General features: G+C 55.1%; 14 protein-coding genes. 3 read left to right on the top strand and 11 right to left on the bottom strand.

Going from position 1 to position 14,219, the window contains the following annotated elements:
* Window positions 1–1,149: tyrosine--tRNA ligase (gene tyrS / locus ABDW13_RS16325; protein WP_343553602.1), on the top strand; the 1,149-nt coding region annotated here is incomplete at its 5' end.
* Between the two features lie 68 nt (window positions 1,150–1,217).
* A complete protein-coding gene (pdxY, locus tag ABDW13_RS16320) occupies window positions 1,218–2,078 on the top strand; it encodes a pyridoxal kinase PdxY (protein WP_343553601.1) in 861 nt (286 codons plus the stop codon).
* A gap of 99 nt (window positions 2,079–2,177) precedes the next feature.
* Here pdxY and gstA read toward each other — a convergent pair whose 3' ends face one another.
* The 3 genes from gstA to dtpA form a co-directional block, all read right to left on the bottom strand.
* The gene (gene gstA, locus ABDW13_RS16315; RefSeq protein WP_343553603.1) at window positions 2,178–2,783 is read right to left on the bottom strand and encodes a glutathione transferase GstA; all 606 of its coding nucleotides are present in this window, start codon (window positions 2,781–2,783) and stop codon (window positions 2,178–2,180) included.
* A gap of 99 nt (window positions 2,784–2,882) precedes the next feature.
* Window positions 2,883–3,764 (bottom strand): LysR family transcriptional regulator, encoded by an 882-nt coding sequence (locus tag ABDW13_RS16310; protein ID WP_343553600.1) that lies wholly within the window; start codon window positions 3,762–3,764, stop codon window positions 2,883–2,885.
* 137 nt (window positions 3,765–3,901) lie between these two features.
* Window positions 3,902–5,407, bottom strand: a complete 1,506-nt coding sequence (dtpA, locus tag ABDW13_RS16305; protein WP_343553599.1) for a dipeptide/tripeptide permease DtpA — start codon at window positions 5,405–5,407, stop codon at window positions 3,902–3,904.
* Between the two features lie 653 nt (window positions 5,408–6,060).
* On the opposite strand from dtpA, the gene ABDW13_RS16300 reads away from it, so the two are divergent.
* The gene (locus ABDW13_RS16300; RefSeq protein ID WP_343553598.1) at window positions 6,061–6,750 is read left to right on the top strand and encodes a CTP synthase; all 690 of its coding nucleotides are present in this window, start codon (window positions 6,061–6,063) and stop codon (window positions 6,748–6,750) included.
* 33 nt (window positions 6,751–6,783) lie between these two features.
* On the opposite strand, the gene ABDW13_RS16295 is transcribed toward ABDW13_RS16300, so the two are convergent.
* Genes ABDW13_RS16295 through rsxA form a run of 8 tightly spaced genes read right to left on the bottom strand, consistent with a single transcriptional unit; the run spans window position 6,784 to window position 14,112 of the window.
* Entirely contained in the window at window positions 6,784–7,776 is a 993-nt protein-coding gene (locus ABDW13_RS16295) for a zinc-dependent alcohol dehydrogenase family protein (RefSeq protein WP_343553597.1), read from the bottom strand.
* A complete protein-coding gene (nth, locus tag ABDW13_RS16290; RefSeq protein ID WP_343553596.1) occupies window positions 7,748–8,383 on the bottom strand; it encodes an endonuclease III in 636 nt (211 codons plus the stop codon). The genes ABDW13_RS16295 and nth overlap by 29 nt, the downstream gene beginning before the upstream one ends.
* Entirely contained in the window at window positions 8,380–9,081 is a 702-nt protein-coding gene (locus tag ABDW13_RS16285; RefSeq protein ID WP_343553595.1) for an electron transport complex subunit E, read from the bottom strand. Before ABDW13_RS16285 ends, nth begins: the two co-directional genes overlap by 4 nt.
* Complete coding sequence (gene rsxG, locus ABDW13_RS16280; protein ID WP_343553594.1) at window positions 9,074–9,709, bottom strand: electron transport complex subunit RsxG; 636 nt, start codon at window positions 9,707–9,709, stop codon at window positions 9,074–9,076. Before rsxG ends, ABDW13_RS16285 begins: the two co-directional genes overlap by 8 nt.
* On the bottom strand, window positions 9,706–10,770 hold the full coding sequence (gene rsxD / locus ABDW13_RS16275) for an electron transport complex subunit RsxD (RefSeq protein WP_343553593.1): 1,065 nt from the start codon (window positions 10,768–10,770) through the stop codon (window positions 9,706–9,708). Before rsxD ends, rsxG begins: the two co-directional genes overlap by 4 nt.
* Window positions 10,771–12,960 carry an electron transport complex subunit RsxC gene (rsxC, locus tag ABDW13_RS16270; protein ID WP_343553592.1) on the bottom strand — a complete coding sequence of 730 codons (2,190 nt, stop codon included), beginning with the start codon at window positions 12,958–12,960 and terminating at the stop codon, window positions 10,771–10,773.
* Window positions 12,953–13,531 carry an electron transport complex subunit RsxB gene (gene rsxB / locus ABDW13_RS16265; RefSeq protein ID WP_343553591.1) on the bottom strand — a complete coding sequence of 193 codons (579 nt, stop codon included), beginning with the start codon at window positions 13,529–13,531 and terminating at the stop codon, window positions 12,953–12,955. The genes rsxC and rsxB overlap by 8 nt, the downstream gene beginning before the upstream one ends.
* Entirely contained in the window at window positions 13,531–14,112 is a 582-nt protein-coding gene (rsxA, locus tag ABDW13_RS16260) for an electron transport complex subunit RsxA (protein WP_343553590.1), read from the bottom strand. The genes rsxB and rsxA overlap by 1 nt, the downstream gene beginning before the upstream one ends.
* Window positions 14,113–14,219 lie beyond the last annotated feature (107 nt).

Here is a 14,219-nt window from a genome sequence, read left to right as displayed (position 1 = left end):
ACCGCTGATAGCTTGCATTTGGGCCATCTGGTGCCGCTGCTCTGCCTGAAACGTTTTCAGGATGCCGGACACAAGCCGGTCGCGCTGGTGGGTGGTGCCACCGGTCTGATTGGCGATCCCAGCTTTAAAGCAGCAGAACGTAAACTTAACACCACGGAAACGGTCGGTGAGTGGGTCGAAAAGATCCGCGGTCAGGTAGCACCGTTCCTCAGCTTCGATTGTGGTGACAACAGCGCCATCGCTGCGAACAACTACGATTGGTTTGGCGGTATGAACGTGCTGACTTTCCTGCGCGATATCGGCAAGCACTTCTCGGTAAACCAGATGATCAACCGTGAAGCGGTGAAGCAACGTCTGAATCGTGAAGATCAGGGGATCTCTTACACCGAGTTCTCTTACAACCTGCTGCAAGGCTACGACTTTGCCGAGCTGAATAAGCGTCACGATGTGGTGCTGCAAATCGGTGGTTCCGATCAGTGGGGCAACATCACTTCAGGTATCGATCTAACGCGTCGTCTGCATCAGCAGCAAGCGTGGGGCTTAACCGTTCCATTGATCACTAAATCGGACGGCACCAAATTCGGTAAAACCGAAGGTGGCGCGGTATGGCTGGATGCGAAGAAAACCAGCCCGTACAAGTTCTATCAATTCTGGATCAACACGGCGGATGCCGATGTTTACCGCTTCCTGAAGTTCTTCACCTTTATGAGCATTGAAGAGATCAATGCGCTGGAAGAAGAAGACAAAAACAGCGGTAAAGCGCCACGCGCCCAGTATGTGCTGGCAGAACAGGTTACACGTTTGGTGCACGGCGATGCAGGTTTAACTGCCGCCAAGCGCATCACCGACAGCCTGTTCTCAGGCAGCCTGAGCGAGATGACGGAAGCAGACTTCGAGCAACTGGCGCAGGACGGTATGCCGGTGATCAATCTGAACGCTGAAGACGATCTGCAACAAGCGCTGGTGGCAGCTGAACTGGTGCCATCACGCGGTCAGGCTCGTACCATGATCGGTTCTAACGCCGTCTCGCTGAATGGCGAAAAACAGTCTGATGCGGAATACCGTTTTAGCGATAGCGATAAATTGTTCGGACGCTTCACCTTGTTGCGTCGTGGTAAAAAACATTACTGCCTGATTAACTGGCAGTAAGCGTTCAGGGCCGGTTTCCGGCCCTTTTTTATGGCAAGGCAGTTCAGGGCAATCAGTACAGGTTAACAATGAAAAATATTCTCGCGATTCAATCTCACGTTGTTTACGGACATGCCGGTAACAGCGCCGCCGAATTTCCAATGCGTCGTATGGGCGCAAACGTTTGGCCGCTGAATACCGTGCAATTTTCCAACCATACGCAGTACGGTCACTGGACTGGCACGGTGATGCCTGCCACGCATTTGACCGATATCGTGAAAGGTATCGCGGCCGTGGATCGTTTGAAGACCTGCGATGCGGTGTTGAGTGGCTATTTGGGATCGGCAGAACAGGGCGAGCAGATTCTTGAAATCGTGCGTCTGGTAAAAGAAGCCAACCCGAATGCGTGGTTCTTCTGCGATCCGGTGATGGGGCATCCAGAAAAAGGCTGCATCGTGGCGCCGGGCGTGGCGGAATTCCATTGTAAATTGGCGTTACCGGCCAGCGATATCATCGCGCCGAATTTGCTGGAGCTGGAAATGCTCAGCGGCCATGAGGTTGCCAATATTGAGCAGGCCGTGGTTGCCGCGCGCGATCTGATTGCCAAAGGGCCAAAAGTGGTGTTGGTGAAACATCTGGCGCGTGCCGGACGTCGTAGCGATCGCTTCGAGATGCTGCTGGTGACCGCTGATGAGTGCTGGCATATCAGTCGTCCGCTGGTGGACTTTGGCGTGCGTCAACCAGTCGGCGTGGGTGATTTAACCAGCGGATTGCTGCTGGTTGATTTGCTGCACGGTAAATCGCTGCAAGATGCGCTGGAGCACATCACCGCCGCGGTATATGAAGTGATGCTGAAAACCCATGAAATGGGCGAGTACGAATTGCAGTTGGTAGCGGCGCAGGATGCAATTGCTAAGCCAACGCAGCACTTTGCTGCCGAGAAGCTGTAAATCGTCAGGTGCGTATTGATACGCACCTGCAATCCTGGTCGCTATTCATGGCGACCATCACGCGGGCAAGAATGTTTCAGCCCTGAGCGCAGTCCTCAATTACACCAAGCCTTCCGCTTTCAACGCCGCTTGCACCGCCGGGCGTTCTGACACACGATCAAACCAGGCTTCCAGCGCATCCAAACCTGTTAGATCCAGCTTGATGGCTTTGGCCCAACGCGTCACCACAAACAGATACGCATCCGCCACGGTAAAGCGCAGCCCCAGCAACCACTGTTTGTCCTGCAAGGCGTCATTGACGATTTGATACTTCTTCTGCAACAACCCGCGCGCGGTGGTTTTGTACTCTTCCGGCGTATCCTGACGGAACAGCGGGCTAAAGCCTTTATGTAATTCGCTGCTGACAAAGCTCAACCACTCGATGGTGTGATAGCGCGTCAAACTTCCGGTTGGTGCCAGCAGATTGCGGTCCGGCTTAAGATCCGCCAGATATTGCACAATCGCTACGCCTTCAGTCAGCAGGCTGCCATCATCAAACTGCAGTGCTGGGACTTGTCCTTTCGGGTTGATCTGCCAGTAATCTTCCCCTTGCTCAGTCAATTTTTTCTGCAAATCGACATTCACTTGGGTAAAGTCCAACCCACATTCAAGCGCGACAATATGCGGTGACAGCGAACAGGCACCGGGCTTGCAATAGAGTTTCATCATAGCTTCTCCTTAAGTGTTGTAGCGATCGAAGCAGCATAAGTCTGCCCGTCATTTTTGCCAGTGACCGCGATCAGTTTTGCGGTAACCGTTCAGAATTTATTCAGTAAAGCAGGGCAGTAACGGCAGTTTTTCGAGAGCGAAATCCCAAAACTGTCTGACCTTTGGCGTCATATTCTTCACCCGTTGCGTCACCAACTGTACTGGCAAAGCCGCGGGTTCCCATTCCGGCAGCAAACGCACTAATTTGCCCTGCTGAATATCGTCGAGCACTTGATACGACAACAAACGCCCAATGCCGTGCGCGTCGCGTAATGCCTCAAGCTGTCCTTCAACGTCATTAACGCGCAAGCGCGGGGTGATACGCACCCGTAAATCCTGGGCAAAGCGCCACTCGCGAGTGTGGCGAAGATTGGCGACTAAAGCGTGCTGGGCGAGTTCTGCAGGATGCGTCGGCGATCCCGCGCGCTGCAAATATGCGTGGCTGGCAACCAGTGTTGATCGCACGCTACCGACTTGCCGCGCCACCATCGACGAATCCTGCAACTCGCCAATCCGTAACGCAATGTCGAGCCCATTTTCAATCAAATCCTGATAGCTATCGCTCAGCACTACTTCAATTTGTATTTCAGCATGCTGTTGCAGGAAGGCGTTGACCAACGGCATCACGTGGCGTCGGCCAAACAATACCGGCGCGGTAATACGCAGCAGGCCATACAGGCCGCTGTGGTGCGCGCTATCGATAGCGCGTTGATAATCGTGTAATACGCGCTGCGCATGCTCAAAGAGCTGCCAGCCCGCTTCGGTGGGGGCTAATTGACGCGTGGTGCGTTCAATCAAAGTGGTGGCGAGACGGCTTTCCAGCGTATTGAGCGTGCGAGTGATCACCGGCGGTGAACGCTGTAATACTCGTGCCGCGCCAGCCAAACTGCCTTGCTGAATCACTGCGACGAACACTTGCAGCTCATCGAACCTGTCCATGCGAGTTCCCGCTTGATTAACCGTGAGCGGCTATCATGAAGTTAACTAAGGCAAAAGCGAAGAGTGGACAGCAGAAAAGGTTAAAGCAAATGTAAAAGCGGGCAGAAAAAAGCCGGGACTCGCCCGGCTTGTTTTGATTACTGATTGGCGCTGGCGCGTTTCAGTTCAGGTTGCACATCATCCTGCGTCATGCGGTTCAGCAATGGCGCGGTGATCAACATCAGAATCGCAATCACACCGGTAGCAATCCCGATCTGCTGGAACACCTGGCTGTAAACTGCCAGTGAAGCGTGTGGATCGGTAACGTTGTCTGGCACCGCCATCAGATTCGCCACTTTACCGGCGATCATCGCTGCGCCAGCCGTGGTCAGGAACCATGAACCCATGATGAAGCCCATCAGACGCTGAGGCACCAGCTGCGCCACCATCGCCAGGCCGAGGCCAGAAATCATCAACTCACCGATACTTTGCAGTGCATAGCTGATGATCAGCCAGTTAACGGAAACGATACCCGCGTCATTCGCGAACTTAGCACCGAACGGCAGCACCAGGAACGCCGCTGAACACAGCACCATACCGATGGCAAATTTGTGCGGCATCGGCAGCTTGTCGCCTAATTTGTTGTACACCGCCGCCAACAGCGGGCTGGCCAGCATGATCCAGAATGGGTTCAATGCCTGGAACTGCTCTGGCTCAAAGGTGATACCTAGAATCGCGTGCTCAACGTTGCGGATGGCAAAGAAGTTGAGTGAAGTTGGCATCTGCATATACAGCACGAAGAACACAATCGCTTCGACCATCAGCAAGAAAGCCACGATCATTTTACGACGTGCCGCGCCTTTCAGGGCGAACGCTTCTTTAGCGAAGATCAGCACGATGCCGGCGGCAATCACGCCCAAGGTGATACGTGCAATGCTCTGGTGATGCAGCAACCAAGCCGCCAATGCTACCAATACCACCACGCCAACCAGCGTCATCAGCAATTTGCCGACTTGCAGCGGAGCGAAGTCAGGTTTGGAACCGTAGTTTTTCACCAAACGTTGGCAGAACAGGAAGTTCAACAGGGTGATCACCAAACCGACCACTGACAGCGAGAACGCCGCGCCCCAGCCATATTTCGCGGCCAGCCACGGTGTCAGCATCATTGAGAACAGTGAACCGATGTTGATCGACATGTAGAACATGGTGAATGCACCGTCGAGGCGCGAATCATCTTTCTCATAGCAAGTCGACAGTAAGGAAGACGGGTTAGCTTTGAACAAGCCGCTACCGACGGCGATGGTCGCCATGCCGATATACACCATCGAAACATCATGGCCTGAGAAGGCAATCAACGCATAGCCCAGTGCCAGCACGATCACGCCGAGCACGATGACGCGCTTGGTGCCCAGCACTTTATCGCCGAGCCAGCCGCCGATCGCCACCAAACCGTAAACCAGGGCGCTGAATGAGGTGAACAGGGTGATGGAATCCGCTTCGGACATCCCCAGTTGTTTCACCAGATAAACCGCCATGATGGCTTGCAGGCCATAGAAACCGAAACGTTCCCATAACTCGATGGAGAAGATCAGATAGAACGCTTTTGGTTGCTTAAAAGCGTTGAGGCTTGGCGCCCCGTCAGTGTGTTTGTTTGCAGTTGACACGTGTACCTCAGTTTATACATAGCCTGTTTTGTGACAGGAATTAAGTCTGCGTCGGGCTGGGTAATCCCGCGCAACATTGTTATTAGAAAGGAAAAACGGCGACTAATTTGGCTGAATTAGCGCATCAGGGCAAGAATTTTCTGCACGCTGAAATACTTGCAGTAGGTAGGGTTAATGCCGTCTTACGAAGTTGTTAATCAGTGTTAAATCTTGCTTAGTGGCATTATATCAGGATAAAGATGTTAATTGGAGATCTGGAAGGCGGTTTTCCTGATATAAACTGCGAAATGGTTATTTAGCAGCATATTACACCGATGAACAGCAATTAAGCAGAAAATAGGCTGTCACATGTCCACTTATTAAGCATATTAGCTTGATTGCTGAGCACAATAAGCAGTCAAAAGCTTCCAGAACGCTAATTTGTTGATCTTGCGCACATAACCACGAATTAATTAAAACCGTAAAAGAAGTAATCGATTGCGTGGCTGACAAGTGGCGAAGATTAGCGCGATAAACCGCGAGTTTAGCCAGATAAATGTGCGGATTTTGTCAAAGTTAGTCGCGTTTAAAACAGCAAAAATAGGTCATTCAAGTGCTTTAGACAGCCAGACTACTTTGCTGTAACCTCCTTTTTTCCCTGAAAGGACGTAATCATGACGCAGTCGATTCGTGTCGCCCTGATAGGCGATTACCGTGCCAATGCCGTTGCGCATCAGGCCATTCCTCCCGCCGTGCAACTTGCCGCTAAAACCTTATCCCTCACCGTCAATGCCGATTGGATCGCGACACCCGAACTCGATCAGCTCAATCTTGCCGATTATGATGCGATTTGGCTGGTGCCGGGCAGCCCGTACCTTAATGATGAGGGCGTATTCGCCGCGATTCGTTGGGCGCGCGAAAGCGGTAAACCGTTTTTAGGTTCGTGCGGTGGCTTCCAATACGCGATTGTTGAGTACGCACGCAACGTGCTGGGTTGGGAAGATGCGGGACATGCCGAAACCGATAGCGGTGGGCGCTGGGTGATTGCGCCATTGGCTTGTTCGCTGGTGGAACAGCGGGGCACGGTGACCTTCCAGCCGAAGTCGCGCATTGCGCAAGCTTACGGTGCACTGGAGAGTGATGAAGGCTATCACTGCAATTTTGGTGTTAACCCGGAATTCAGCACGGCGCTGGCCACGCAGAATTTGCAGATCACCTCATGGGATCTGGAGGGTGATGTGCGTGGTATTGAATTGAGCGATCATCCGTTCTTTGTCGCCACGCTGTTCCAGTCTGAACGCGCCGCGTTGCAAAACCGCTTATCACCGCTGGTGGTGGCGTGGTTACAGGCTGCAAAAGGCTAATCTGTCGGGTCGCCATTTATGGTGACCTGGTTTTCACATCCCGCTCAATTGCAACAGTGGCTTACGCGCACGCCCCGATTGCTGATAACAGCGAATCGCCTCCTGCCATTGCGCTATAGGAAAAATCTCCACCTCACCACATTCACTGCTGCGCAACAGCGGCCACAATTCGGTAAACCATTGCTGCCAATCCTGATGCGCTAAATCCGCGAGTGAATGCCGCACGTGAAACCAATGCAGCGCCGGACGCGCCGCCGTCACCTGCAGCGGTTTACCGCTCAACACGCCATAGGCAACAAACTGCGCCTCTAGCGGCAGCGACTGCCACAGCAATTGGCCGATTTCGCCGCCCACCGCATCAAACACCAGATCACAGCGTTGCGCAGCGGCAGTAACCGCATCACGCTGCGTCTCCAGCAATGTATCAATGCCCAACGCCTGCAACCGTTTGGTATGCGCAGGCGCACGGTGAATCGCCGTCACGGAATCTGCACCCATTTGCCGCGCCCATTGCGCCAGTAACAGAGCACAGGCAGAACCGCCTGCGGTGATCAGCACACGTTTATTCTTCGGCGACCACTTTTTCAGCATCAACCATGCTGCAATGGGATTGATATAGGCGCGCGCCGCCAGCGAGCTGCTGATATCTGCCGGAACGGGGATTGCCAGCAACGGAGCGCAATCGATATAACGCTGCCAGGTTCCGCCACTGCGCAGCGGCAACACGCGCTGCCCTAATAAATAGGCAAAAGCAGGCGGCGCAGAAATCACCGTGCCAACACCTTCATAACCGGCGATCAGCGGTGGCTGCACACGATGGCGATAGGCGCCAGTTATGGGGATCAGATCGGAGGCGTTGATCGGAGCAAATTGCATGGCAACGCGCAGCTTTTCCGGCGCGCAGGGTAATAAAGAGGGAGATACCAGCGCGAGCACGCTGAGCGGATCGCCAAACTGCCGATAAACGAGCGCAAGGTTATCGTTTATCGGCAGCGACTCAGAGTTCGGTTTTGGCGTCGAATTCACACAAATCTTCGATCAAGCAAGAACCGCAGCGAGGCTTACGCGCCACGCAGGTATAGCGACCGTGCAGGATCAACCAATGGTGGCAATCGACTTTGAACGCGGCAGGCACTACTTTCAGCAATTTCTCTTCGACTTCTTCGACATTCTTGCCCGGCGCAAAGCGGGTACGATTGCTGACGCGGAAAATGTGCGTATCCACCGCGATAGTCGGCCAGCCAAAAGCGGTATTCAGCACCACATTAGCGGTTTTGCGTCCCACGCCCGGCAAGGCTTCTAGCGCTGCACGATCTTCCGGGACTTCGCCGCCGTGCTGTTCCAGCAGAATGCGGCAAGTTTTAATCACGTTTTCGGCTTTGCTGTTAAACAAGCCGATAGTTTTGATGTATTCCTTCACGCCATCAACGCCCAACGCCAGCACGGATGCGGGCGTGTTGGCGACCGGATAGAGCTTGGCAGTGGCTTTATTGACGCTGACATCCGTGGCCTGTGCCGACAGCAGCACCGCAATCAGCAATTCAAACGGTGAGCTGAAATTCAGTTCGGTGGTGGGATGCGGATTTTCATCGCGCAGGCGCGTGAGAATTTGCGCGCGTTTCTCTTTATTCACAACGCTTTCCCGGTTGCACCTTGCGGCTCAGCTTCTGGCGCAGCAGCACGATTCGCCGCGCGCTGTTTCATTTTCTGATCAATCAGATATTTCGCCGCCAGCAGCATGCCGAGGCCAATGAACGCGCCCGGCGGCAGCATTGCCAACAGCATTGGGGAATCGAAATGCACCACTTCGATACGCAGCGCTTTGGCCCACGGGCCGAGCAGTTGATCCGCACCGTTAAACAGCGTGCCGCTGCCAATCAGTTCGCGAATCGATCCCAACGTCACCATGGCGCAGGTCGCGCCCATGCCGATGGCAAAACCATCCAGTGCGGAGAGGGGAATGCTGCTCTTTGATGCCACCGCTTCGGCGCGGCCCACCACGATGCAGTTGGTCACAATCAGCGGGATGAAGATGCCTAATGACTGATACAAACCGTAAGCATACGCGTTGATCAGCATCTGCACGCAACTCACCACCGAAGCGATGATCATCACGTAAATTGGAATACGAATTTCCGACGGTACCCAACGGCGCGAAGCGGAAATGGCGCTGTTGGTGATAGTCAATACCAGCGTGGTGGCCAGGCCTAAACCGAGGGCATTGGTCGCGGTTGAGGTTACCGCCAGCAGCGGGCATAAGCCGAGCAACTGCACCAGCGCGGAGTTATTTTTCCACAGGCCGCCGACCAGCAGGTTCTTCGCTTCACTCATTTGCATCTCCACATTCAGGCAGCGAAGCGAGCTTCGCTGGCAGTGTTTCAATCAGCAGCGCGGTACGTTTGGTGGCATTCACCACCGCACGCGGCGTAATGGTTGCGCCGGTGAATTGATCGAATTCACCGCCGTCTTTTTTTACGGCAAAATTCTTATCTTCTGCGCCATGAATCACTTTGCCATTAAAGCTGTTGATCCAGTCAGAAATGCGCAGTTCGATCTTATCGCCCAGGCCTGGCGTTTCATGATGTTCCACCACGCGTACGCCCAAAACTTTGCCGTGGAAATCGGCACCGACCAACATTTGAATCGCACCAGAATAGCCGTCTGGCGCGGTGGTCTCAAGCGCGGCAGCAACCGGCTGATCGCCTTTGCGCGCCAGATAGAGATGATGTGGTTTGCTGTTGCCCAGCGCGACCGCATCGGTAACCAGATAACACTCTTGCTGGATGTGATTGTCATACAGATCGGTCGGCACCACCTGATCCAGCAGGTTTTTCTGTTGGAGCGCCGTTTGATGTTCAACCGTCGGTTTAGTGACATAGTTCACCACCGCTGTGACGCCGGTGGTGATCACCGCGAAGGCGGCAAGCGTGACGGCATTTTTACGAATAGCGTCAATCATCTTGAATCCTTGCGATGGCCGTAAACGCGCGGCTGGGTGTAGTAATCAATCAGCGGAACACAAATGTTGGCCAGCAACACCGCAAATGCCACACCATCGGGATAGCCGCCAAAGCTGCGAATCAGCCACACCAGTAAACCAATCAACGCACCATAAATCAGACGACCACGATTGGTGGTCGAGGCGGTGACCGGATCGGTGGCAATAAAGAACGCACCGAGCATGGTGGCACCGGAGAACAGGTGGATCATCGGGGTATTCAGCGACTCAGGCGAGAACAGCCAGCCGAGCGTGGCGCAGAACGCCAGCGAGACGAGAAAACTCACCGGAATGTGCCAGCGAATGGCATTTTTCGCCAGCAGCAGCATGCCGCCTAACAGATAGCCGAGGTTAATCCACTGCCAGCCCAATCCCGCCAATACGCCGGTGTAAATCGGTTCCGCCAGTAGCTGATCGGCGCTGTGTCCAGCACGCAGACCGGTTTTGAAGTTATCCAGCGGTGTTGCCTGGCTGATGCCGTCCACGCTGAGTTGCAACTGCTGCATGGTTTCACCCGCCAACGTGTGATGAGTGAAGATCATGCTGAGGGAATCCATCAGGCCCGGTTTGATCGCCTGCAAACTATCGGGCGGCAGCCAACTGGTCATCTGCACCGGGAAGGAGATCAGCAACACCACGTAGCCGACCATCGCCGGATTGAATGGGTTTTGCCCCAAACCACCATAAAGCTGCTTGGCAATCACGATGGCGAAAAGGGTACCCAACACCACTAACCACCACGGTGCTAACGGCGGCAGGCTAATGCCGAGCAGCAGCGCAGTGAGCAGGGCGGAGTTATCGGATAACGTTGGCACCACCGGTGCTTTGCGCAGACGCAGAATCGCGCCTTCGGTGGCCCATGCGGTGGCGATGGCCAGCAATACCTGAATCAGAAACCCGACGCCAAAGAAATACCATTGTGCCGCCATGCCTGGCAGCGCGGCCAACACCACCAACAGCATGATATTGCCGGTGCTGCGACGGTTGTGGGTAAAGGGAGAACTTGCGATACGAAAAGCCATTTATTCCTCAGTGTTCGAAGGCTGCTGCTGCGCTTTACGCGCTTTGGCACGGGCGACCGCAGCGGCAATCGCTGCTTTACGTGGGTCGGCGGAGTCAGGAGAGGCAGCGGCCTCCACGTCAGGCGATACTGTTTCAGCCTGCTGCGCGGCGGCAGCGGCTTTTTTGGCTTTAGCGCGGGCAATCGCCGCCTCGACGGCAGCTTTACGCGGATCAACGTCGGCTTTGGTTGCTTCTGTTTCCGGCTCGGCTGGCGCCGCTTCAACCGGTTGCGCGGCAGCGGCTTTCTTGGCTTTGGCGCGGGCAATCGCCGCTTCCACCGCGGCTTTGCGCGGATCCACATCGGCTTTCGCTACTTCTGCTTCCGGCTCGGCTGGCGCCGCTTCAATCGGTTGCGCGGCAGCGGCTTTTTTGGCTTTAGCGCGCGCAATCGCCGCTTCAACCGCAGCTTTGCGCGGATCGACTTCCGCGGTTGCCGCGTCACTTGCCACTTCTACTGGCGTCGTTGCGGAAGCTTTTTTCGCTTTGGCGCGGGCAATCGCGGCTTCCACCGCCGCTTTACGTGGATCGCCTGATTGGCGGCTTAACGCCTGGGTTTCCGCTTGTTTCTCAGCCTGCTGCGCTAACGCTTGCGCATGGCGTGCTTCACGTTCAGCGGCTTCTTGTTCCGGTTTTTTTTCTTTACGTGCTTTGGCGCGCGCGACGGCAGCATCAAGCTCACCTTGATCGCTGCGTGCAGAGCGCTGTTTCGCTTGTTCATGGCGCGCTTCACGCGCCAGTTTTTCGCGTTCTAAACGCGCCTGACGCGCTTCGAAACGCGCTTTGGCTTCGGCGGTGCGTTTCGCTTCCAGATCGATGGCGCGCAGTTCCGCCTTCTCCTGGCGATAATATTGCACCAGCGGAATGTTGCTCGGACAAACATAGGCGCAGGCGCCGCACTCGATGCAGTCACCGATATTGTGCGCACGGGCTTTATCGTGATCGCCGCCCTGGCTGTACCAGAACAGCTGCTGCGGCAACAGTTTTGCCGGACAAGCATCTGCGCAGGCGCTGCAACGAATGCAGGATTGCTCTTCCTGATCGCTGCCCATTTCGCTCGCTGACGGGGCCAAAATGCAGTTGGAGATTTTCACCAGCGGCACGTTTAGCGATGGCAAGGTGAAGCCCATTAGCGGGCCGCCCATAATCACCATCTGGCGCGATCCCGGGGTAAAACCGGCGTGTTGCAGCAGATGGCTGATTGGCGTGCCGAGACGTCCCCAAACGTTGCGCGGTCGTGCCAGCGCTGCGCCAGTTAAGGTCACCACACGTTCGGTGATCGGTTCGCCATCGACAATTGCGCGTTTCACCGCCCACGCGGTGCCGACGTTTTGCATCAAAACGCCGATGTCGGTAGAGCGTCCACCGTGCGGCACTTCCAGGCCGGTGAGGATTTGCGTCAGCTGCTTTGCGCCGCCGGAGGGATACTTGGTCGGGATGACGCGGATTTGCAGCTCACGATCGCCGCCCAGTGCTTGTTTCAGTGCGGCAATCGCCTCAGGTTTGTTGTCTTCAACGCCAATCAACACGCGTTCGGCCTGTAACACCCAAGCGAGGATGCGGCAGCCTTCCAGCACTTCAGCCGCGCAATCCTGCATCAGGCGGTCGTCGGCGGTGATATAGGGTTCACACTCGGCGGCATTAATGATCAGTGTTTTCACGCCGCGCAATCCGCCGCGCAGTTTAGTGGCGGTAGGGAAGCCCGCACCGCCTAAACCGGCAATTCCGGCATCGTGAATACGTTTGACTGCATCCTCACGCGTCAACGCACGGTAATCAGGTTGCGGATCCAGTGTGGTCCAGCGATCTTCGCCATCGGCGCGCAGGAAAATACACAGTTCCGACAAGCCAGAAGGGTGCGCCGTCATGTGCGGGGCGATATCTTCGATGGTGCCAGAGGTCGGCGCGTGCACCGGCAGCATGCGTCCTCCGCCAAAGGTCAGCGGCTGGCCGCGCAGCACTTTATCGCCAGGCGCAACGCAGATTTCACCTTCATGACCAATGTGCTGTTTTAGCGGAATAATAAAGCGTTCAGGCAGCGGCAACTGGCTTAGCGGCGTGCCGTTGGACTGTGTTTTCATTTCCGGCGGATGAATGCCGCCCTGAAAATCCCACAGTTTCTCTTTGCGGAACAGGTTGAACAAATTAAGCATGGGTTTCTACCGGGATCACCCGTACAGGAATGGTGTCGAGATTCCACTTCCAGTTGGCCGTGGTGGTGGCAACCGGACGCATCTCAATGCAGTCGGTCGGGCAAGGGGCAACGCACAGATCGCAGCCGGTACATACGTCGCTCAGCACGGTGTGCATGGCGCGCGTGGCACCGACAATCGCATCGACCGGGCAAGTCTGAATACATTTGGTGCAACCGATGCAGTTGGCTTCATCGATCCACGCCACGGTACGTATCGGTTCCAGCACTTCCGCGCCGCCATCCAGCGGTTGCGGTTCGACGTTGAGCAGCGCCGCCAGCTTGAGCATAGTTTGCTCGCCGCCGGGCGCACATTTGTTAATCGCTTCGCCGTTATTACCCACAGCATCGGCATACGGACGGCAGCCGGGGTAACCGCATTGACCACATTGGCTCTGCGGCAAAATCTCGTCGATCTGCTCAACGATGGGATCTTCTTCCACTTCGAAGCGACGCGAGGCGTAACCGAGCAGTGCGCCAAACAACAGGCCCAATACGGCTATCGCGCCAATGGCAATCCAAATCGCGGTCATTAGAATTTCACCAGCCCGGTGAAGCCCATAAACGCTAACGCCATCAAACCAGCGGTGATCAAGGCAATCGAGTTACCTTTGAACGGGGCAGGCACATTGGCCAGCACCAAACGTTCGCGCATACCGGCGAACAGCACCATCACCAACGAGAAACCGAGTGATGCACTGAAGCCAAATACTGCCGCTTGCAGGAAGGTGTGATTGAGGTTAACGCTCAGCAACGGCACGCCCAACACCGCACAGTTGGTGGTGATCAGCGGCAAGAAGATACCCAGCAGGCGATACAGCGACGGGCTGGTTTTGCGTACTACCATTTCGGTGAACTGCACTACCACCGCGATCACCAGGATGTAGGCGAGGGTGCGCAGATAAACCAGATCGAGCGGCACTAAAATCAGGTGATTCACCAGCCAGGCACAAATCGCCGCCAGCGTGATCACGAATGTGGTGGCAAGTCCCATGCCAATGGCCGTTTCCAATTTTTTTGACACGCCCATAAAGGGACAGAGGCCGAGGAATTTTACCAACACGAAGTTGTTCACCAGCACAGTGCCAACAAAGAGAAGTAGATAGTCGGTCATTATTTAACCTGGAAAGCCGAAAGGCGTCTATTATCCGGAATTGAGAGCTGCATCTCAACCTTCACGCGGTTTGTGTGGTGGTTGAGAGCACTCAGAATTAAATTGCT

The organism is Pantoea sp., assembly GCF_039594315.1.
Classification (GTDB): Bacteria; Pseudomonadota; Gammaproteobacteria; order Enterobacterales; family Enterobacteriaceae; genus Pantoea.
This window is presented reverse-complemented; position numbering and strand designations above follow the sequence as displayed.